Source organism: Corallincola holothuriorum, assembly GCF_003336225.1.
Taxonomy (GTDB): domain Bacteria; phylum Pseudomonadota; class Gammaproteobacteria; order Enterobacterales; family Neiellaceae; genus Corallincola; species Corallincola holothuriorum.
This window is the reverse complement of record NZ_QPID01000001.1, coordinates 55891-78213: the sequence shown is the minus strand read 5'-3', so window position 1 is coordinate 78213 and position 22323 is coordinate 55891. Positions and strand designations below refer to the sequence as shown.

Genomic DNA, 22323 nt, shown 5'->3' with positions numbered 1-22323 from the left:
TAAGGCGACATGATATGCCTACTTTTTAACCGCCTCTGTTCCGTTGGGAACAGATAAGCACGATCGACCGCTTCATAATACGTCCCATCATCACCCAAGCAGGACAAGCCATGAGCACACTAATTAACCTCTTCGATAGAACCAGGCCCGTTCTCATCGTGGACGATTGCCCTATGTACCGCACCGCGGCAAAAGGCATGCTGCAAAAATTGGGATTCCATAATGAACAACTACTTGTCGCAAAAGATGCGGCGAGCGCGCTCACCGTTGCAAAAACAAAGCAATTACAGCTGGTGATGTGTGATTACAACCTAGGTAATAAGACCAACGGCCACCAATTACTTGATGAAATATTGCATGACGGTCATTTACCTGCTGACTGTGTTGTGGTGATTGTAACTGGCGATGCCTCAGCACCGGTCGTAAGAAGCTTTGCCGAGTTAGAACCTGATGGATACCTGGTTAAACCGCTTAATTTTGTCACCCTAGGTGAGCGTTTACCCAAAATGGCTCGGCGTAAACGAAAGCTAGGCGGATTACTCGAAAGTTACGCAAAAGGTGACTATGAGGCCGCAGTTCAACAGGCAGATGAGGAGATATTCAAAGCGAGCGAAATGGCTACCAGTGCCCAGCTGATAAAGGCTAAAGCACTGATAAAGCACAACAAGCTCGATGAAGCAAGAAACCAGTTAATCGCACTAAGAAATGGCTCGGAAAAAGGTCAGGTGGCCATGGCTTTGGCCACCATTGCGATGAAGCAAAAGCAGTACAAAACTTGTCTAGCACTACTTGAGCCGATTGAAAAAGATCCCATCCTCTGCGCGGCAGCAATGGATATGAGCGCTAACGTACTCATTCAACAGCACCAATTCAGTGCCGCTGCCGAAAAACTGGATGCTGCCATCAATCAGTCACCAAAACAGGTCAACCGTTATCAATTAAGGGCGCAGGTAGCCATGGGCATGTTTACTCCCGTCATCGCCAGTCAGAATATCCAGCAAGCCTTGCTGAGATCTAAGCACTCTTTCAGAGAAACCCTTGAGATACATCAGCTGAATGCTTCGCTGACACTGGATAACGCACAGCTAAGCGAAGCAGCCGAAAGAACAAAACTGCTGTCACGCTTTGCAGAGCAGTGTCGCGAATGGCGCAGTAACTTCCAACGCAATCAGTATAAACCGATGGAGTTACTGTTTTTGGCTCGCGCTAACGCTTTACGGGGTTATGTAGGTAAAGCGCGGAGCTGTCTCGCAGAGTATCATACAACAATCAAAGAGTTAGACAATTACCAGTCCGAACAACATGAGATGATCGAACTGGCTAAAGTGCAATTGCTGCTAAGTAATGCCAAAAGCTACAACGCGCTAATGACGTCAGTGAGCGAGGGCCTAGCGAAAGATAAACAAAACGTCGCCTATATCTGCTTTCTTCGCTACATATCTGGCTGGCGCGCAAGAGTTGAAGAGATGGCGGAAAAGGCAACCCGACTGCGCGAATCAAGCTTAGTACAGATAAAAGACGGCAACTACGAACGTGCCGCCGGCTATTTAGCACAGGCGTTGGAACTAAATCGCGCCGATCCTGATATACCCAAAACCTTGATGGTTTGTCTTACCAAAGCATGGCCAATGGGCTGGAGCAAGAACGCCGTGGGCGAGCTCGCGGTACGTTGCCGAGACCTGCTGTTAGACACATCAGCTATCTATTCAGCTGAATTTCAACGAGCCAGCCAAATACTTGCGTCGCAATTACAGATCCGCGAATTGGAGTTTGCAAACAAATGTTAAGCCATCAAGTAGCAGTCCCGAATAATGAAGCCGAATCGTCGATACTGATTATTGAAGATGATCAGTTTCAGCGAAGCCTCTTGGTGAGGATGGCATCCAACCTGTTCAGCGGGCGAATCAGTGTTGCAGGGAACGGTAAGGAAGCATTGGCGATGCTTGACGCCATTGATGACCCGTCCTTGATTTTGTGTGACCTGAATATGCCCGAAATGGATGGCGTTGAGTTTTTACGTACGCTGGCTCAGCGCGAAGTCTCATCTCATATTGCACTTGTCAGCGCAGCGACGAAGGATGTCATAGAATCCGTCAAACAGATGGCGATGTCTTATGGTCTTCGCAATGTAACCCAGCTACGCAAGCCTGTTCATTTTCAACAGCTTGCCACCTTATTGACAGAGCTGACTCAGCGTTCAATTGAGCAGCCCGTTAATCCATCACTGACGCTCAACGACAGCGAACTGTTATCGGCGATTGATAACGGCCAGATGCAGCCTTTTTTCCAACCCCACATTTGTGCCAAAACAGGACGAGTCATTGGCGCAGAAGCACTAATACGCTGGATAAAGCCGGACACAGGCATGCTGACCCCGGATAAATTTCTTAACCGGATCTTTCAGTTGGGACTAACCCACAAATTGACCCAACAAGTACTCACATCGAGTATTAAAGCCTGCGCAGAATGGCACTCACAAGGACTCGAATGTCATGTGTCTGTCAATGTCGCACCGTCGGATCTAGTAGAGCTCAGCTTTGCGGATATGGTTTTTAGTCTGCTGGAAGAACACAACTTACCTGCCAATAGACTCATACTTGAAGTCACTGAAACTGAGATCTGTCCACATTTGGCCCGCTCATTAGACACAATGAGTCGCTTACGGCTCAATGGTGTTGGCGTTTCATTGGACGATTTTGGTACCGGGCATTCCTCCATGATCCAATTATTGACCAGCCCATTTACCGAACTGAAAATAGACCAATTTTTCGTCCAACAGATGTTAGTCAGCGGTCGCCACCGTGCTGCGGTTGAGTCGTCACTGTTACTAGCAAAAAACCTCAATCTCACCAGCGTCGCAGAAGGTGTGGAAACCTATGAACACGTAGAAATGCTGCAAAAAATGGGGTGTGATGTGTTGCAAGGGTTTCACTACGCTAAAGCGATGCCGAAACAGGAGTTTGTCAGTTGGGCGAAAAAACATATCTAACAAATGAAAGCTATGTTCTCTTTCAAAGAGTCAAAACCAGTTAAACTGCAAATGCCGCCGTTAACAGATCAAAATCATGGCAGATCATGTCAGCGTGTTTTGCGTAATCAGGGATCGCTGCCGGTGCATATAAACACGATACCATCCCTGCCCGTTGCGCCGCTTGAATGTCATAGAGAAAGTCACCGACATACAGAATGTCACTGACCGCAATCTGCCATTCATTTGCTATCGCAATCAAGCCACTGGGATCGGGTTTAGGCGGTGCATCTTCTCGCGTTACAATGCGTTCAATGGGGATACTATTGCGTTCCACTTTCATCGCCGCAGCTTGCTGAAAGTTGCGCGTAACAATCGCCTGAGGAATGGTACGAAAACACAAATGTTCAACTAACTGTTTGGCACCAGGAAGCCATCGAGCCTGCGCTGCATCAGCCAATTCATGCTGCTGGATCTTGAGAGAGGCTTGCGTACGCTGGTGGTTACAAACGATAGCATCGACAAATTCCAGTAGATCATGGCCCTCTGGGCAGCCAATATCTTGTCTTATCTGAGCAAAGTTCAGTGAGGATTCAACTAGGGTACCATCCAGATCAAAAATGACCCCTTTGATATCTGCCAACAGCTGTCTAGGCGAACGCTTATCGCTACAGATCACTCTGTCCTCTCCATAAAAAACACGCCCTGCATCAGAGAGCGGCATCTCTATGTTACTACACTCGGCCATCGACAAGCTCACTATTCGCTGCATGGTCGATCACCGACAACAACTTTACAAATGCATCGACATCTCCATGCTGACGGTAGTCCAAATCATATTTGTTATGAAAGAAGAGCGTCAGCGTGACGTCGTTAGAACTAAGAAATGCAGTATAACCATCAAAATCAGACGACGCGGTGAGCCCTTGGAAGTGGTGCCCACTCTCCGTTTTTACACCGTGGCGGCGTACCTTATCAAACACCCTTAAACATTGATGAATATCGAGTTCATTTCTCACCTTCACCTCCAACAAAAGCTGACTCAACCCAGCCTAAAGCTGTTCAGCCCAAGTAAGTAACCAGAGCCAACTGTCGGCTATCAGTCTTTGAACGACAGTGAAAGAGATTAAGATCATAACCGCCACAGCAAACGGGTTAACGCCAGTGGCCAACTCACGATAAAGCAGCGGTTAGAAGAGTTAGAATGATAAAGGTGGCTGTCATTCCCGCTACATCACGAGGTTCAGGATTTTGTCGCAGACTGAACCACATAAGGTGTGCAGGTGCCAGATGTTATCACTTCGATCGCTAACATATATCGATCACCGAGCGTCGGCTTACCATCGAATAAGCCATAATCAACGGCATAAACAAAATCATCTTCTTCATGCATCATCAAAACATATTCGTCCTGCAATTTATCGACTACGGCAGCAACCTGTTCCGATCGATACTCACAAGGGCCGCCAACCATCTCCTGCTGCATACAACCGAAAGAGGCCAAAGCGAAGATGAGTGACAAGGTGACAAAGATAAGTTTAGAAGTAATCTGTTTAACGCGCTCTATGATCATGATTGATGCTTCCTTGATGAGTACTGTTGATTAGTATAGGAAACAACCTCACAGAGTTATGTTTTTATTGCATAATTTCTTCACGCTAAAAGCTAACTACACCGACATATCTAAAACACAGGGATGACCGTAACCGCAGCATCCTATAAAATGCCACTAATTTGCAGCCTGAGTAGCACTCAGGCTGCATTCTCTATTCAATTAAATGAGGTATTCCATGGCGCTGTCGCTTCAGGAACAACTACTCAAGGCCGGCTTGGCCGACAAGAAAAAAGCGCTGAAAATTAATAAGCAGAAACATCAGCAACGCAAAAGTAAAAAGGTAGAAACCGCCGAATCAAAGCAGTTAGCTGAACAAGCGAAGCAAGAGAAGTTAGCCAAAGACCGCGAGCTAAACCAACAACGCAAGCTCGAGGCGGAACAAAAAGCGATCACCGCGCAGATCCGACAAATTATAGAAACCAATACTGTGGCGACAGATAATGGTGACATTGCTTATAATTTCACCGACGGTACCAAGGTGAAACGCCTATACACTGACGCAGCCACCCACAAGCAAGTCACTTTGGGTCGTTTAACTATCGTCAAACTGGATGAAAGCTACAAGCTTATCCCGACGGCAGCTGCCGATAAGATCCGCCAGCGCGATGAAAGCTATGTCATCTATTGCGCAGACCAGAGCGCGGCGCCTGAAACCGATGAAGAAGATCCTTATGCTGACTTCCAGATCCCAGACGATCTGATGTGGTAATGCTTTCCACCCAATAGAAGTCAGATCCCCGACCTTAGGCTCAGCAATAATTAAGATTGAGCTTTTTAGGTTGGGAACATCTGTTTTTTCCAACAATTAGCCGACCAGCGACAAAGCCAACCCTACCCCTGCACTTAGCACTACCAAAGCGAACACGGGCATCTTTACCTTATTCAACAGAAAGAAACCGACCACCACCCAGGCAAAATCCACCGCAGAGCCGACCGCACTACTAAATACCGGTTGATACAGTGCCGCCAACAGTAAGCCAACGACGGCGGCATTTATCCCCGCAATCACGCCAGCCAACAGCGGGCGTCTTGCCATTGCTTCCCAACTGTTATGCAGCGCCAGCATCAACAACAACCCCGGCATGAACACCCCCAAAGTGGCGACAATTGCGCCGACGACAGGAGCACTGGGTATCACCATGGCACCTAAGTAGGTAGCCAGGGTAAACATTGGTCCAGGAACGGCCTGCGCAGCAGCATAGCCGGTAAGAAACTGCGACTGACTTAAACTGTCGCCAACCGTCACCTGCAACAGCGGCAGCACAACATGCCCACCGCCGAACACCAAACTGCCCGCTTGGAAGAAGTCACTGAACAGAGCCAACCACAGATGATCTTGACTCAGCAGTGGCAATATTAAAAACAGGGCTGCAAACAGTAGCAAAGCCCACCAACGCGGTGGCACAGCTACAGTACGCGAGGCTGCTGCGCTGGTATCAACATCAGACTGGCGTAGTGCAATAGCACCAATAGTCGCCGCGATGACAAGTACCCCACACTGGGCCCATAACCCAGGCATCAGCAGTAACACCACCGAGGTAAAAACACACAAGCCCGCAGTTACTTTGCATTTGCAAAAGCTATTGAACATTTTCATCGTCGCATCGGCCACCACAATAACGGCAAGCAGTTTTAAGCCATGGATCGCCGCCAACAAATAGCTATTTTGTTCAAATTGTGCCGCCAGCACAGCAAGTATTAATAAGACTAGAAATGAAGGTAAGGTAAAGGCGGTGAAGGCGATCAATCCACCAATAAGCCCCCCACGCTTTAAGCCTATAGCGAAACCCACTTGGCTGGAGCCGGGCCCAGGCAAAAACTGACTAAGTGCAACCAAACGTGCGTAGGCGGCTTCATCAAGCCACCCAAGCTTTACAACAAATAGACGATGAAAATAGCCTAAGTGAGCGGCGGGCCCGCCAAAACTGGTCAGCCCAAGCAAAAAGAAGTGTCGGAAAATATGCAACATAATGAACGTTCAGTCGAAAGAACCGCAAACAATTTATGACAACAAGATGACAGTGGCATGACAACGGCAAGGCCAGATAAATAAGCCCACCCGCTGAACATAAAAAACGCACCGAAGTGCGTTTTTTATTGTGCGATTGAGCGTTGTTAACGGCTACTGCTTGATCACCTTACCGCCTTTCATTACAAAATCGACATCCAATAACTCTTCTAGGTTATCGAGTGGCGAAGCATCTACCGCGATGATATCTGCCTGTTTACCCACAGCAATCGTGCCCAAAGTGTCACTCATGTCGATCAGTGCCGCGGCATTAACAGTGGCCGTTTCAATCGCCTCCATCGGAGACATGCCTGCCTTGTGCATCAACAAAAACTCTTGCGCATTGATGCCGTGCTTAGATACACCACTGTCAGTACCAAAGGCGATCTTGACCCCCGCTTTATACGCTTTGGCGAAGTTACCCTGCATATCAGCCCCAACTTTGAGAGCTTTGGCTTTTTGCGCTTCACTCAGCACATCGGTGTTATTTGCCATCTGCACCACGGTGTCGCCCGCCAACAATGTAGGCACGAGATAGGCCCCGGACTGTTTGAACAGTTGGATAGCACTATCACTGGTATAAGTACCGTGTTCAATACTGGCAACACCCGCCTGCAATGCAGCGATAATGCCATCTTCTTGGTGGGCATGACTGGTCACTTTACGCCCCATGCGCTTGGCGGCTAATACCACCTCTTGCAACTCATCCATCTCCATCTGCTGCCCAGTGCCGGTGGCACGGTCAGTCAGCACACCGCCAGTAGATGTTATCTTTATCCAGTCTGCCCCATACTTAATGGCATGACGAGTTGCCCGTCGGCAATCGTAAGGGCCATCGCAAATGGTATGATTCTGTTCATCCAGGAATTCCATAAACTCAGGTTTAATGCCGCTAATATCTGCATGCCCTCCCGTGATCCCCACAAACGCGGCAGCAATAATACGTGGACCATCGATCCAGCCCTTGTTGATGGCATCACGCATGGCGTACATCTCTTGGCCACTGGAGCCCACATCTCGCACCGTAGTAAAACCCGCATTGAGCGTGCGCATAGCGAACATATAAGAGCGCATCTGCATCAATGGATTAGACATTTTGAGCATTTCCGAATCATTTTTCGGCCCCAGCTCACCTTGGAGATGAACATGCATATCCATCAGGCCGGGCAAAACGAACTGTTGCTTGAGGTCAATATAAACAGCATCCGCATCAAACTTGGACGGCTCTATGTAACCCGATTGCATATCGGTGATCACGCCATCACTAATGACAATGGTTTGTTGCTTAAGCGGTGATTCACCAGGCACCGCCAACACTTCCCCCACATGCAGCACGGAGGTTTGAGCCACTACGTTTAACGTAACAAAACAGCTAGCAACAAAAACAAACAGCCGACGTAATCCCATGAGTTTTATTCCTATTATTATTTTCACGCTAACAGTATCCCCTCTTGCGTATTGATTGGCAAAAGTGATCACCACTGGCCAACCTAACAGCAATGAAACTATCAAAATGAATGACTTATACGCTATGCTTGTTCTGGTCAAACCAGAATATCATGAGCATATAGAAGGCGTTGTCATATGGATATCAGACCGCAGCTGCGACACTACTTCACAGTGGGAATATCTATCGTCGAGAAAATTTTACTACTGCTAATTGCATTGGCGACACTCATTGCCATAGGCATGGAAGTACAGCATGTAATTAAAGCGAAAGCCGTCTACCTCAGTGATATTTTGCTGCTGTTTATCTACCTGGAAGTGCTGGCGATGTCTCGCCTCTACGTCGAACTTGGACGCGTCCCCGTGCGTTACCCCATCTATATTGCGGTGATTGCCCTCGCCCGTTATTTAACCCTCGGGATGAAAGAGATGGACGCACTCAGTGTCTTCTGGATCGCCATGGCAATGCTGGTGATGGTATTGGCCACATTAGGATTAAGGCTTGGCCACGTGTACCTGCCCTACGAAGAATCGAAGAAAATCGATAGCACTAAACAAACCCCTTGATATCGTGCACTAACGCTTATTCCGCAGAAAATTGATATTGCACAACCGAATGCATAAATAACCAGCGACATCATTAAAATTGACTAGAGTTATGTTCTGAAATACCACCTTTAGACAGCTTAAAAATGTCATGACAAAGTAACTTTCAGAGCAAGGAACTTTAGCAATGAACATGTGTTGCAAAACAACAAAGAAGAGCCTGTTAAAGACCATATCTACAGCATTTATATTGTGTTTAATCAGCCTATCTACGGCAGCCTTCGCCGCCACAAAAGCAGAACCCGCCGATGTAGTTTATAAGAATGGCTACGTTTATACCGTTAACGTCCTGCGTCAGGTTGCCGAAGGTTTTGCCATGAAAGATGGCAAGTTTATCGCTGTAGGTAGCGATGAAGAGATGAAAGCATTTATCGGTAAGAAAACTAAAGTAGTGAATTTAAAAGGCAAGATGGTTATGCCGGGCTTAGTGGATAGCCATATCCATGCCCTGCGTGGTGCTTTAACTTCACTAGGACTGGCCTTCCCAGCGGAATCATCCGTTGATGAAATTAAAACGGCGTTGAAAAAATTTATTAAAGATAAAAAATTGAAAAAAGGCGATTGGATAGAAGGCGCCAAATGGAGCCTTGATTATCATACCCTGACCGCAGCCATGCTGGATGAAATTGCCCCAGACAACCCGGTGTTTTTACATGACTGGACCAATCATTTGGCTTGGGTTAATTCTGCCGCATTAGAAGCCGCCAATATCACCAAAGACACCCCTGACCCTGCCGCTGGCGTGATTGACAGAGACAGTAACGGAGTGCCAACAGGCACGCTGCACGATAAAGCATTAGGTTTGATAACCGCGGTCATGCCAGAACCGGCACCAAAGGTAGTTGAAGAACGTGCCCAATGGATATTTAGCAAACTGAACAAGTATGGCGTGACAGCCATTATCACGCCGCAACTCGATCCTATGCGAGTAAAAGCCTATCGCGACCTTGAAGCCAAAGGGAAACTCACCGTTCGCATTCAGGGTAGTTGGGACTTCAATACGCGATATGTCACCACAACGTTGGAAGAGCAAGCCAAAACCTTCATGACCCGTGATAAACGCGGCCCTAACTCGCCGCTTATCAACGTTGATGGTGTGAAGATATATATGGATGGTGTACCCAATGATGCGGAAGGCGGCTCACCAATGATCGATAGCTATGCCACTGCGCCAACCTTCGGCACCCCAAGCATTGATGAATCAACCTTTAGCACCTGGATGATGCGCTTTGACAAAGAGGGCATCAAAGTAATGGCACACGCCACAGGTAGTCTGTCTGTTCGCCACTTTCTCAATGCAATAGAGGCAACCCGTCGGGCCAACGGCAAAGGCCCCCGCCACCATATGGCACATTCAATGCTCATCTACCCAGACGAGGTGCCTCGCTTTAACTTCGAGAAGTATAACTTCGTCACTGAAGTTTCCCCTTATCAGGTGTGGACGCCTGATCCCTCAGTGCACCATTGGGCAGAGATCATTGGTGAACAACGTTTCAATCAAACAATGACACCACTAAAAAGTATCGTAGATGCAGGTGCTTTAGTTAGTTATGGCAGTGATTGGGACAACATTGCCAATCCAGACCCTTGGTTTGCCATGGAAGGAATGGTGACACGTCAGTATCCTGGTCAACCCAATTATGGCCAGCTGAATCCTGACGAGCGAATTGATATATCTACCGCTATCCAGATCTTCACCCGCAATGGCATCATGGCGATGGAAAAAGAGAATGAGTCGGGCTCGATTGAAGTTGGTAAATCAGCCGACTTTATTATCATTGACCAAAATCTTTTGCAGATCCCAGTGCAAGATATTCATAAAACCAAGGTGTTAACTACGGTTCTTCAAGGAAAAACCGTGTATAAACGTAAATAGTGGATTAAGAGCCTCTATAGTAAAAAGGTGTCTAGTCAGGCACCTTTACTATGTTAGCGCACTATATCTATTACCAGCCCAAAGCTATTGAACAGGTTGTCACACGGAGAGTTCTCAGATGAAGTTAAAGTTTATTACTAGCTCAATTATAGCCACAGCACTATTCAGCATGATGGGCTGTTCGTCCGCACCAGATGTTGAAGATTCACACAGTGGTTTTTTAAGCAGCTACGATCAATTGAAACCAGTTAAAGATGATGAAAATTTTTTACGCTGGCGCGCAGACGGATTCAACCCTAAAGAATACGGTACGGTAGAATTTGAGCCGACCCAAGTCATCTTATCTGACGAACTAAAGAAAGAGTCCTCTCTTAACATCGAAACCCAAAAAGAGCTAGCCGAGTACTTCTCAGAAAAGATGGTGTCGGAGTTCGGTACAGAGCAGAAAGTCGGCGAATCAACGAAAGTCTTGCAATTAAAAACGGCGTTTACTGGCATCACCAACTCAAAAGAAGATTTGGCGGCATGGCAATACCTGCCAATCACCTTCATCACGACTGCCGGTTTCCGCGATGATATGCCGATGTTGTTTGTTGAGTTTGAAGCCATAGACCCAGAGACCAATGTTATCGTTTCGCAAGCGATGCAACGTATTGTTATGGAAACGGTAGATCCAGATAAGCTCAATGAAATGGGCGTTGATGCGATCAAACCAGAAATAGACAAAGCAGTGGCAAAACTGCGCAAGCAATTTGAACAATCTTTCGAAGAAGAGTAACCCGGCTAAACCACACGGTTAAGTCGGTACGGATATAGATCGGGGTTCGCTGATTTTGCCATCAGTGAGCCCTTCTTTAGTAAACTACACTCTCACCACACCGGCTATCTTCCTCCGAACAGTTCCGTTGCAAAGCCAACTATTTTTTGCCCTAAGCTTTCATTCAATTTTTCAGCAAATTACGGCACAATAGAGCAATGGCAAAAGCTAGTTATCACTTCAAACGTGCCGCCCTAACCACAGCAGCAATGCTATGTGTGATATTAGGTGCTGCGGGAATATTCTTACCCGTACTCCCTACTACGCCATTCCTTATATTGGCCACCATCCTTAGCTTTAATGCCTCACCACGGTTAAGAAACAAATTACTAAAACATCCAGTGTTTGGTTCCGCTATCCGCCGATATTTGCGTGAACGCGCGATCACTCGCAAAACACTTAAAACAGCTTTAATAACACTCTGGTTAAGCATCTGCGTGAGCATTCTTATTACCCAGCAGCTCGCACTAACGGCACTACTCCTTACCGTTGCACTGTTGGTCAGCATCTACCTTTTGAAGCTAAAGCGGATCGGCTAGCGGATATCGATGGCGTAAGTTTGAGATCTCGCTTTAAATAGCGAACAGTTCGGCTTTAACGCCGTGAAGACAAAAAGTGATTAGGAAGGGGTATTTCTCGGCGGTGATGATGACCATCCATAGTCATCAAACCTCAGTTATCAAAGATTGTGTTAAAGCATCACTGCCTAGGGTTTATGACGCCTCCATATTAAATATGCCATTCCTTATGCCCCTAAGCCGGTGTTTTTCAAACAACGCTAGCTGCCGTTCGTCGCACCGAACAGTCAGCCTGCTTTAACCGTTGAACCGCGTCAGTCACAGACAAGTTCTTCTTGAAATATTGCTCCTGAAACACTTTGGCTGGTTGCTCAGAAATGGTCTCTGGAGATACGCCTTCGGCTGCCGCCATATCAACAACCGCGTGACGCCAGCTAAAATAATTTCGATTACTCATTCATACTCCTGATAGATAGTGGCTATCGATTGATCCGAACCCGGATCGACTTCCAAAACATACTTATCATTGCATAGATATTCATACCAAGAGTTGTCCTATACGACCTTGAACGCATTTTGGCGTTTACATTTGATAAAAATTTTCCATTTATCGCATTTTTATTCAACAACCAAAGAAAACGTGAGCGCACCCACCTCTTTAAAAAAAACACCAATCCTAGGCCGTTCATGGGTTTAACCCGCTCCTGTGATTAATTACACTCACGCTAAATTAATTAAATGTATTCTGATGCTTAGCGCGCGTTCAGAGCAAACGACGCCGGTTAACAAACGACGTAGCAACACGCTCGTAACAGTTAACGAAACCGGCTTTGGGTGCTGCAGCGACATACCCAACGATAACGCCAGTGGCCATTTACCAAGGACAGTAAGATTAAACCAAGGACAGCCCGATGAAGTACAACCTGTTCCTATCCATCCTACTGATCATGCTGCCTCTCAATGCAGTAGCCACAGATGAGTGTATTAGCTGGACCCTATTTCTGCTGCATCTTCGATGATAAGACTTCTTCTAGCTCAAGCCCCGTCAGATCATGAATGGTACGCCATAGGTAGTAAAAGATAGCCATCAACATCACCATGGACGGCAATGCAATCATTGGATAGCTATAGAGCGTTAACTGGCCAAGCTCTTCGTTAAATGCCTGCGTTCCCGCAGGGCTAGTCACTATATACTTGGCGAGAACGTAATTCATCACAGCTGAAAAACCAAAAGAACCAGCCACAAAGTATGTGGCTTTCATCAAACGCCGTTCAAATGCTGTGGCACTATCATGCTCTTCTAGCCTTTGTTTAATTTTATTCACATCCATAACGTCTGGATTGAACAACAAAGCTTTGACTAACGGATAAGGGGTAAAGGTCGAAACCAACACCGCAATACCTATGATCGCAGGTATCGCCGCTTCTTTAATTGCTAACCATTGGGTATCAAGCTCAAATAGCCCAATACCGCCGGTGAGAGAAACACTCGCTAAGCCCAACAAAGCAATGAAGTTGTACTTTCTATATCTAACTAATTCGAAAAGGCCCCAGCCCAGAGGAAATGCCAGAGCAGCGATCAAGCCACCCGCCGCACCTAACTCACTTTCACCACTAAACTTCATCAGTATAATTGAGGGCAAAATGACGCTGACCATAAGGTCAATCATCGGTCTAGGTTTGTGTGTCGGCGTGCTATTCATAAGCGTAACTTCATTGATCCATAGTAAGTGCGAAAGGTTATAGCCAATTATCGTGGCTTAAACAATCAAGATCTTGTAACAATCTCTCTTAGCGAACAGGCTTGTGAAAACATCAACCGCACATGAAACAACTCAAACTCCCCCACTTTGAACACGCTTATAGCTGATTGAGCAGCATCAACTCGCTGGGGTGCGGCCGCATATAGTAAGATCCATCAATGTAATCATTCGGATGATGTAAGAAATGATGCCGCAGTAGCGTTAAAGGGACGATCAGTGGCAGCAAGCCGAGGCGATAATTATTAATCGTCTCAACCAGCTCTTGTTTATCCAAACCAGTCACATGCTTTTTCAGAAAGCCTTGAATGTGAGTCAGCGTGTTGGCATGGTTTTGACGAGTCGCCCTCACCTTGAGTAACGTCATCATCTTTGTCAGATAGGCTTGGCTTACTGCGGCCAGACTCTCCTTACCCTGTTCAGACAACCAACGTCCCAACTCGCTCGCCAAATTTTGATCATGGCTAACAAAAATGAACTTATGCCGTGCGTGAAACTGCATCAGTTTATCGAGCGTCAATGGCTCTAACATCATCTGTCGCCAACGATAGTAGACAAAAACCCGTTGGATAAAGTTCTCACGCAATACTGGATCGCCTAATCGCCCCTCCTCTTCGACAGGCAGATTGGGGAAGTTCTCCATCAGGCGCTTGGCATAGAGACCAACACCGACACGATCAGGCGTATCCCCCTTGTACAGTCGAACGCGTTCCATACCACAACTAGGAGAGTCTTTTTTGAGGATGTAACCACACAGCTCGTCATGCCAGTGCTTCTGATCTTCGGCAGATTGATACAGCTTCTCGGTGACATCCAACGCTGGATCTTTAGAGCCAATACAGCGCACTTCATCATCCTGTAACGACAGCCGTATCGTCTGTCGTGGGATCCCCAAACCTATGCTGACCTCAGGGCAAAACGGCACGAACTCAAAATAATCGTGCAAGACGTTTGTCACATAGAGATTTCGCTTGTGCCCGGAATCAAAACGCACCGGCTCACCAACTAAGCAGCTACTGATACCAACCTTGATTTTTGCCAAAGCGTCTTCCTCTCAAATCAACAAGTTAAAAACCATCTAATGCTGAAGTCTATCTGTTGCCGCGGCAATTGCGAATGCGTTGACGCTTATAGCCGTTTATAAAAAGGCAAGAATAAACCGACAAGGTGTTAAATCATATTTAGTTCACAATCATCAGCGGATGCTGATTAGCATATTGAACAAGGCTATTCAGGGGATTATGAGGATAGGCATAACTTTTGGCAGCAAGCCTTTGACCTGACTCACCAGGTAACGACTTGCTGCCATGACCTCTATCGCAGCGCCGAAGAACAATACTTCACGCCAACGATAAGCTGTTGTACTCGTCTCTCCATCGACTAGTAAAACGTGGAAGCACAGCGTTTCTGGTATTGAGCATTCCACAACGCTGTTTTGTTGATACCGGTTGATTGCTTCATTGCTAATACTTGCTGCCTAAACATCGACAGTCTTTGTTTGTTGTCTGGATCAGCAAGTAACTCTGTTTTACTTTGTAAATTTTGCATACCTGCTTCTGAATGCTCGACGTCTTGAGCAAACGGAGGAAATTGACGCTCGATATAGGTCGCAACGATACGGCAATCCTGCACTTGCTGCTCTTTCGTCCAAGCCGACATGGATACCAGCGTTAGTCCGAGCGCAGTTAAACCAATGTACAGCGCTTTAAAGGGTCTAATTGAACTCTTTATGCATTTCATCATTTGTCACTCCTACCCGCCGTTTAAGCGGGTATCTTTACTCGGAAAATCATCGAATAGAACAATGGGATCACCACTAACGTCAGCACCGTAGCGAACAGTAAACCAAACATGATGGTGACAGCCATGCTCTTAAAGAAAGGGTCTGCCAGCAGCGGTGCCACACCTAAGATGGTGGTGCAAGCGCCGAGGGCGACCGGGCGGGCTCGGCTAGTGGCGGCTTTTATCACAGCTAAGTAAGGCTCTATACCCGCTTGGATATCCTGATCAGCCTGATCCACAAGTACAATCGCGTTCTTTACCATCATGCCCACCAAACTAAGGAAACCCAGAGTAGCCATAAACTCAAATGGCGTTTGGAACAGGATCAGGCCAACAGCAACACCGATAACCGCCAAGGGTACGGTAAGCCAGATAACCAGCGCCTGACGCACACCGTTAAACATCAGTACCACAATCAACACCATCGCAGCAAAGCCATAAGGCGCAGAGATGGCGATGGCTTCATCTGCTTCTTTCGCATCTTTGTACTCGCCAAACCAATCCAGTGAGTAGCCAGGGGGCAGTGGCATCGCTTCTATCTCATCACGAATGCTGGCAAACGCTTCGGCGGTCAATATACCGGGCGCAGGATCGGCCTGCGCCATAATGGTAGGCACACGTTCAAAACGCTTGAGTACATCATCCTGCCACACCACATCTAGCGATTCGATCAATTGACTCACCTGGATAAAACGTCCGGTTTTGACGCTGAATACCTGCGTATTTTCAATTGCCTGCTGACGATCGCGTTCATGTTCCGGTGAGCGGGCAATGATAGGTATCAGATCATTACCTTCACGATATACCCCCACGTTACGGCCGGTCAGGGTTTGCGCAATGGCTTGGTTAACATCATGAGATGTCAGGCCAAAACGCTGTAACTGGTCTGGCGCATAAACAGGTTGCAATACGGGGACTTGCTGGCGCCAGTCATCCTGCACCGCGATTAAGTTCGGATTGGCGATCATTTTCGCTTTCGCCTGTTCAGCTAACTGCCGCAGCACCTGACTGTCTGGGCCTCTGAAACCCGCTTCGATTTTCTTACCGCCACCGGGGCCCAATACAAACTTCCATACCATCACGCTGGCGTCTTGATAGGAAGCGTTAAGCTCACCTTGCAGCTCTGCCAACAGTGGGCTGATACGATGGAAGTCATCAACATCCACCAATAACTGGCCATAACTTGGGTTAGCAGAAACCGGCGAATAAGTCAGCATAAAGCGCAGGCCACCCCCGCCAATAAAACCAGTCACATTGGTGACTCCAGCCTTAGCCAGAACGTCTTGCTCCATAGCGGCCATCACTTTTTCGGTGCGATGGATATCAGACCCTTGTGGCAAATAAACATCCACCACAAACTGCGGGCGTTGAGATTCAGGCATAAAACCAGGGGGGACAAAACGCAGCGCATAAACCGCAGTAAACAAGACACCGAGGATAACTGCCAAAGTGAGCTTGCGATGTTGCAGTACCCATTCAAGCAAGGCTTTGTAGCGGTTCATCAATGCACTTGGTTTATCTTCCACTGACTTAGATTCATCGCCTTGGCTTGATTTAGATTTATCATTCGCTTCTAAAAAATCATGGCACAGCATTGGAGTGATGGTGATCGCAAACAACCAACTCAATATCATGGAGTAAAGGATCACCCAGAACAGTGAGCCTGCGTATTCTCCCATATTTGAGGGTGACAGCCCGATGGCGCTGAACGCCAGTATTCCCACCAACGTGCCGCCAAGCAGTGGCCACTGTGTGGCACTGACAACCTCTTTTACGGCCTGTTTACGGTCGAGATTAGGGTTTTCGCGCAAGCGAACCTGGATGCCATCAGTAATCACAATAGCGTTATCCACCAGCATGCCCAGCGCAATAATCAATGCCCCTAACGAGATCCGCTGCATGGCGATGCCGTCGAACAGCATAATACATAGCGTACCCGCCACGGTAAGCAGCAACACAAAGCCGATAATAACGCCGGAGCGGGCCCCCATGAATATCAGCAGTACGCAAAAAACAATGACGACAGCCATCATCAGGTTAATGACAAAATCAGCGACAGAATCACGCACCGAGTCTGATTGTAACGAGACTTCGTGCAGCTCGATCCCCAGTGGACGTTGATCTTCCAGCTCTGCTAGGCGTGCTTTAACGGCGTCGCCCATGGTAACAACGTTGCCACCCGCCATGTTTGAGATCCCCAAACCTATCGCACGCTCGCCGTTATAACGCATCAGTTGGTTAAACGGCTCTTGATAGCCACGGGTTACATTTGCGATATCGCCCAGGCGAATAACCGTGTTGTCGGATCCTATGGTGAGGTGAAGGTTTTTCAGTTCATCGGTTGACTGAAAATTACTGGCAGGGATCACCGGAACACGCATATTCTCGGTGGTGATGGTTCCGGCAACCGTTACCCGATTTTGCTGGGCGAGCACGTCAAATATCTGTTCCATCGAGATGCCCGATTGGGCTAAACGCTCGCGAGCAAACTCGACAAAAATCGCCTCCTGTTTTTCGGCAAGGGTCGTTGTTCTGGCAACACCGGGGACCAACGCCAGCTCTCTGCGAATATTGTCTACGTAATCCTGCAATTGTTTGTCGCTAAAACCTTCACCTGTGATGGCATAGAACTGGGCATAAACATCACCAAAGTCGTCATTAACGATAGAGGGGCCGGCACCTGGCGGCAGTTGGTTCTGCACGTCACTGACCTTACGGCGAAGCTTGTCCCAGATCTGTTGCAGGTCGGCGTCACTTTTTGCAAACGCCATATCCATCTCAACAGTGACCTGTGACACGCCCGGGCGAGAAACCGATTCAACCTCTTTCAGCTCCTGTAGAGATTGCACCGCACCTTCAATCAGATCGGTCACCTCATCAGCAACCTCTTGTGCTGTGGCACCGTCATAGTGAGTGACAATCACGGCTTGGCGAATAACAAATTCAGGGTCTTCAAATCGACCCAAATTTTGGTAGCTAAGATAGCCACCCAGCAGGGTCATCAGCATCAATACCCAAACGCTGGTGCGCTTAGTAATGGTGTATTGGGCGATGTTCATCTACTTCTTCTCCTGAGTACTTTTTTCTTGCGTCGGGCGAACTTCCATCTCTGCAACCAAGCTTGTTGTGCCCGCGATCGCTATGATTTCGCCTGGCATCAAGTGTTGGATAACAGCGATACGATCACCATAAAGTTCACCAGTTTCAACAAAGCGTTGTTCAACACGATTTTTGTCGTTAATCACCCACACATACTGTTGCCCCAGGTTGTCAGGAGAGACGGCAGAAAGTGGCACTAACACCTTGCTTTGGCCGTGTTGCTCTCCAGGTGCAGGCAATACCCGTGCTGTCATTCCAGGGAGTATGGCTTTTCCATCCAAGTCATTAAAACTAAGAGTGACGGCATAGGTTTGCGTTGCAGGATCTGCGTGGGTGGCATAAGACTTCACGCTTAGATCGAACTGGTAATTGGGGAATACTGAAAGTTCAGCAACGGCACGTTGATTACCATGCTTGTCTGTCATGATGTGATCAGGTACTTGGATCACAACTTCCAGATTGTCCAAGTCATGCAGCATAAACAGCGTTTCATTCGCTTGCACCTGGACATGATTGTCGACCATGCGCTGAGCAATGATGCCATCAAAGGGCGCGTGCAAGTGGGTATAATCCAATTGCTGGGTTGCTTCACTGACACGATTTTCGGCAAGTTGGTAACGGGTGGATAATTTGTCCAAGTCACTTTTAGAGATCGCTTGGCTCTGCTCAAATAACGCTTTGCCACGCTCGTATTCAGCTCGGGTATTGTTAAGTTCCAGTTGCGCCGCTTTAAGCGCCAATTCTGCGTCTTTGGCGTCCAGCGAGGCAATGAGTTGCCCCGCTTTCACGATATCCCCTTCATTAACCCGTATGTCGGTTAAGCGCCCATGAATACGAAACGCTAAATCGGCGCGTTGAGCCGCTTGTACCACGCCAGTAAACGCCAGACCGCTGCCTTGTCCTGGCTTTACAACCTCACTGAGCACGGGGCGAATGACCACGGCTTTTGTCTTTTCTGGTTCTGAGCCGCAACCAGTCAGTACCATGGCCGTCAGGGCTAAGCCAAACCAAATAGAAACTGACAATTGCCACCGTTTACTCGTCATCACTTTCGCTGAATTCACCACGTTATCTCGCTCGTTTCCAAAACTTGGGATTGATAAGCTGTTTAGTAATGGTTCACTTTAGTAGTAACTAACACCGTCTTAGGCTAAGACACCAAAGGTAAAACCAACAGTTTACTTTCAACCTATTAAATCACCTTCCCCACCCAATGTAAACTGTGAAGTATACTTTGTTGCGTTGGACTGCTAATATCAGTGACGCTAGATCAATAACTCAATAGAGAACAACATGAAGCTGACAGAGTTGAAGCACCAGTCGATTATTACAGCCGCCAAGCAGGAATTTATTGAGAAAGGGTTTGCAGCGGCAAATATGAACAAGATTTGTGAATTGGCCGAAGTCTCCAAGCGCACGTTATACAAACACTTCGAGAGTAAAGAACTGCTGTTTGAAGCGGTGCTGACGCTGGAACAGGCAGAACACAATGCCCAGTCTGACTATCGCTATCTGCCTGAACAATCATTGCAGCAACAACTCATAGCCATTACTGAACAAGAGGTATCCAAACTTTATCGGCCTAATGGCATTGCCTTTGCGCGCACGGTGGTCATGGAGCTTTTCAGGCAGCCTGAAACTGCTAGAGCGCTATCAGAACGCCTATATAAAACCCCCGCCATCAGTCAGTGGTTTGCCGAAGCGATAACGGCAGGCGCGATTAAGCCGATGGATGTTGCACTGATCACCAGCGTCTACGAATCGATATTTAATGGTATGTTTTTATGGTCACAGCTATTACATGTAGCTGAACCAGTATCAGGCAATGAACTGGCGATAAAGATCCAAGCCGTTGTTGAGCCAGTGCTGAAAACTTATGGACAGCGCGAATAAGCGCTTCCTTCTGATTTTTTCTGGCTTCAGCTTTGTGCCCCCTATTCCATCCTCTCGGTACAATCATTCAACGGCGAAATGAGTTTGCCAGACTAATTCGACACAGATATCACAATGCCCAAGCGTCTTCATATTGTCGCACAAGCTGATTGATACGCCTTTGCTAGCGTATTAACCAGCTATCTAACGTGAACAAAAATCAAATTATCAGTATACAAATCAACTAGTAGGCTCATCTCGGCCATTTAAATAACTAGCGCCAAAACAAATTTGTACACTCTAGAGTTTACATTGGTTTATTTTGCGATTACCATTAAAAATGTAAACTCAACAGTATACACAAGATGAATAAATGACCAGAAAGCCATTGTTGAAAAATTCCGAGCGCATCTTATCCGACATTATTGCAGCGTCACGGCTGGAGTTCTTCGTACGAGGATTTGAGCAGGCTAATATCAACCGAATTTGCCAACAGGCGTCAGTGTCGAAACGAACGCTGTACCGCTACTTTGAAAGCAAAAATGTGCTGTTTCATGTGATACTGGAGCAAGAGTTACAAAATGCTAGTCGCCTACCTGATTACGATTATGAACCATCGCAACCACTAAGAGATCAATTGGTGGCTGCGACTTACAATGAAGTGCAAGTGCTTACGCAACCAAGCTGCCTGCCATTCCTTCGTATATTGATGATGGAGTTACTGAGTCATCCCACCGAGCCAAACTTATTCTTAATTAAAACGCGTGCCTCACAGTCGTTAATACGTTGGGTTTCTGACGCAATAAGTGACCGTGCACTGAAGCCGGTGGAAACGAGTGTTGTGCTCAACTTTTACCAAGCGCTGTTCAATGGCATGTTTGTCTGGCCGAACCTTATCCAGCAATCAGTTGCCCCCTTGCAAGCGGATCTAACCGCAAAAGTGGATGCGGTTGTGGATGTTTTTCTCTGCCAATACGCCACCACAAAAAACTAATTTCGTACCGTCAACCATGACACTGCCAATCAAGCTAGTGCTGCGCGATAGCGCACCGATATCCCCCTATTTAACTACTGGAGAAACAATATGAAAGTTAACTTTGCTGCTATTGCCATCACTGCCGTTGTTGGTACTACACCAGTTTTCGCTGGAATTGAGACGATTTCGGATGGTATACCCGCAGCTAACTCTTCACTAAAAGTCGGTGTGGGTGTTGCGAACAGCTCAAATGCTTATCGAGGCTATGACGACAGGCAATCCGCGATACCGCTAATCCAATATGACAGCGAAAATTTCTACATGGACGGCTTAGAGATTGGTTACAAAGCATGGGAAGAGCAAAACCATCGCGTCAGTCTGTTTTTAGGGGCTGGCGGAGAAGAGTTTGATGCTTCTAAAAGCAACCATTTGAAAAGCTTTGATGATAGAGACATGAGCATCATGGCAGGCACACGCTACCGCTATATGGATAGCTGGGGGATCTTGGATGCGAAAATAGCATTTGATGTGTCTGACAAGAGTGATGGCACCGTAGCCAGCATTGGCTATGGCTATCCTATCCAGGTATCAGACCGACTCACGATCATGCCACGCGGGTTTGCCAAATGGATGAATAACGATTACGCCAACTATTACTACGGTGTCAGTGACAACGAAGCTCAATCTATTGGCGCATCAGCTTACGCCCCTGGCAGTTCATATAAATATGGCGTAGAGCTGGCTGGTGCTTACAGGATCAATAACGCCTGGGAACTGAGTGCTGGCGCACGCTTGCAGATGCTGGACTCAAATATCAAAGACAGTCCCATGATAAGTGGAGACAATGAAACCGTTATATTTACTGGTGTGAGCTATAAATTTTGGTAGTGCCTACCGGCGGCACGTAAGTGATAGAGATGGGGCGTACCCCTTGCCTTATCTCTGCACTACTATATGAATGGAACAGCTGGCCTCCCCTT

At 47.3% G+C, this 22323-nt stretch carries 21 protein-coding genes; 10 read left to right on the top strand and 11 right to left on the bottom strand.

What is annotated here, in order from left to right; genetic code table 11:
- Positions 1–110 precede the first annotated feature (110 nt).
- Both DU002_RS00415 and DU002_RS00410 read left to right on the top strand, forming a co-directional pair.
- Complete coding sequence (locus DU002_RS00415; RefSeq protein WP_114336376.1) at positions 111–1787, top strand: response regulator; 1677 nt, start codon at positions 111–113, stop codon at positions 1785–1787.
- Positions 1781–2989, top strand: coding sequence for an EAL domain-containing response regulator (locus DU002_RS00410; protein ID WP_114336375.1), 1209 nt, complete (start codon positions 1781–1783; stop codon positions 2987–2989). Before DU002_RS00415 ends, DU002_RS00410 begins: the two co-directional genes overlap by 7 nt.
- Before the next feature lie 40 nt (positions 2990–3029).
- Here DU002_RS00410 and DU002_RS00405 read toward each other — a convergent pair whose 3' ends face one another.
- From DU002_RS00405 to DU002_RS00395, 3 genes are all read right to left on the bottom strand, one after another.
- Positions 3030–3740: an HAD family hydrolase gene (locus tag DU002_RS00405; RefSeq protein ID WP_233496354.1), complete on the bottom strand. Its 711-nt coding sequence runs from the start codon at positions 3738–3740 to the stop codon at positions 3030–3032.
- Positions 3703–3987: a DUF3081 family protein gene (locus tag DU002_RS00400; RefSeq protein WP_158537911.1), complete on the bottom strand. Its 285-nt coding sequence runs from the start codon at positions 3985–3987 to the stop codon at positions 3703–3705. Before DU002_RS00400 ends, DU002_RS00405 begins: the two co-directional genes overlap by 38 nt.
- Before the next feature lie 224 nt (positions 3988–4211).
- Positions 4212–4541, bottom strand: a complete 330-nt coding sequence (locus tag DU002_RS00395) for a hypothetical protein (protein WP_114336373.1) — start codon at positions 4539–4541, stop codon at positions 4212–4214.
- Between the two features lie 217 nt (positions 4542–4758).
- Between DU002_RS00395 and DU002_RS00390 the strand changes: the two genes are divergently transcribed.
- On the top strand, positions 4759–5292 hold the full coding sequence (locus DU002_RS00390; protein WP_114336372.1) for a DUF2058 domain-containing protein: 534 nt from the start codon (positions 4759–4761) through the stop codon (positions 5290–5292).
- 96 nt (positions 5293–5388) lie between these two features.
- Here the strand turns inward: DU002_RS00390 and chrA are convergent, their stop codons facing one another.
- Positions 5389–6552 (bottom strand): chromate efflux transporter, encoded by a 1164-nt coding sequence (gene chrA, locus DU002_RS00385; protein WP_114336371.1) that lies wholly within the window; start codon positions 6550–6552, stop codon positions 5389–5391.
- A gap of 153 nt (positions 6553–6705) precedes the next feature.
- Complete coding sequence (locus tag DU002_RS00380; protein ID WP_114336370.1) at positions 6706–7998, bottom strand: metal-dependent hydrolase family protein; 1293 nt, start codon at positions 7996–7998, stop codon at positions 6706–6708.
- Between the two features lie 177 nt (positions 7999–8175).
- Between DU002_RS00380 and DU002_RS00375 the strand changes: the two genes are divergently transcribed.
- The 4 genes from DU002_RS00375 (at position 8176) to DU002_RS00360 (ending at position 11875) form a co-directional block, all read left to right on the top strand.
- Entirely contained in the window at positions 8176–8604 is a 429-nt protein-coding gene (locus DU002_RS00375; RefSeq protein WP_114336369.1) for a phosphate-starvation-inducible PsiE family protein, read from the top strand.
- Between the two features lie 229 nt (positions 8605–8833).
- Entirely contained in the window at positions 8834–10519 is a 1686-nt protein-coding gene (locus DU002_RS00370; protein WP_158537910.1) for an amidohydrolase, read from the top strand.
- Between the two features lie 118 nt (positions 10520–10637).
- Complete coding sequence (locus DU002_RS00365; protein WP_114336367.1) at positions 10638–11297, top strand: DUF3313 family protein; 660 nt, start codon at positions 10638–10640, stop codon at positions 11295–11297.
- A gap of 197 nt (positions 11298–11494) precedes the next feature.
- On the top strand, positions 11495–11875 hold the full coding sequence (locus DU002_RS00360) for a YbaN family protein (protein WP_114336366.1): 381 nt from the start codon (positions 11495–11497) through the stop codon (positions 11873–11875).
- Positions 11876–12104: 229 nt separating this feature from the next.
- Here DU002_RS00360 and DU002_RS00355 read toward each other — a convergent pair whose 3' ends face one another.
- The 6 genes from DU002_RS00355 to DU002_RS00330 all read right to left on the bottom strand — a co-directional run bounded on the left by DU002_RS00355 (position 12105) and on the right by DU002_RS00330 (position 19562).
- Positions 12105–12311, bottom strand: a complete 207-nt coding sequence (locus DU002_RS00355) for a hypothetical protein (protein ID WP_114336365.1) — start codon at positions 12309–12311, stop codon at positions 12105–12107.
- A 538-nt stretch (positions 12312–12849) separates the two neighbouring features.
- On the bottom strand, positions 12850–13557 hold the full coding sequence (locus DU002_RS00350; protein ID WP_114336364.1) for a VC0807 family protein: 708 nt from the start codon (positions 13555–13557) through the stop codon (positions 12850–12852).
- 157 nt (positions 13558–13714) lie between these two features.
- Positions 13715–14656 (bottom strand): YbgA family protein, encoded by a 942-nt coding sequence (locus DU002_RS00345; protein WP_114336363.1) that lies wholly within the window; start codon positions 14654–14656, stop codon positions 13715–13717.
- Positions 14657–14994: 338 nt separating this feature from the next.
- Positions 14995–15357 carry a hypothetical protein gene (locus DU002_RS00340; RefSeq protein WP_114336362.1) on the bottom strand — a complete coding sequence of 121 codons (363 nt, stop codon included), beginning with the start codon at positions 15355–15357 and terminating at the stop codon, positions 14995–14997.
- A gap of 20 nt (positions 15358–15377) precedes the next feature.
- Positions 15378–18455, bottom strand: coding sequence for an efflux RND transporter permease subunit (locus DU002_RS00335; protein WP_114336361.1), 3078 nt, complete (start codon positions 18453–18455; stop codon positions 15378–15380).
- The gene (locus tag DU002_RS00330; RefSeq protein WP_233496352.1) at positions 18456–19562 is read right to left on the bottom strand and encodes an efflux RND transporter periplasmic adaptor subunit; all 1107 of its coding nucleotides are present in this window, start codon (positions 19560–19562) and stop codon (positions 18456–18458) included. It lies immediately after the preceding gene.
- A 226-nt stretch (positions 19563–19788) separates the two neighbouring features.
- Here DU002_RS00330 and DU002_RS00325 point away from each other — a divergent pair, with 226 nt between their 5' ends.
- The 3 genes from DU002_RS00325 to DU002_RS00315 all read left to right on the top strand — a co-directional run bounded on the left by DU002_RS00325 (position 19789) and on the right by DU002_RS00315 (position 22231).
- Complete coding sequence (locus tag DU002_RS00325) at positions 19789–20388, top strand: TetR/AcrR family transcriptional regulator (protein WP_114336360.1); 600 nt, start codon at positions 19789–19791, stop codon at positions 20386–20388.
- Between the two features lie 352 nt (positions 20389–20740).
- Positions 20741–21361 (top strand): TetR/AcrR family transcriptional regulator, encoded by a 621-nt coding sequence (locus DU002_RS00320; protein WP_114336359.1) that lies wholly within the window; start codon positions 20741–20743, stop codon positions 21359–21361.
- A 90-nt stretch (positions 21362–21451) separates the two neighbouring features.
- Entirely contained in the window at positions 21452–22231 is a 780-nt protein-coding gene (locus DU002_RS00315) for a MipA/OmpV family protein (protein WP_114336358.1), read from the top strand.
- The last annotated feature ends 92 nt before the right edge of the window (positions 22232–22323 follow it).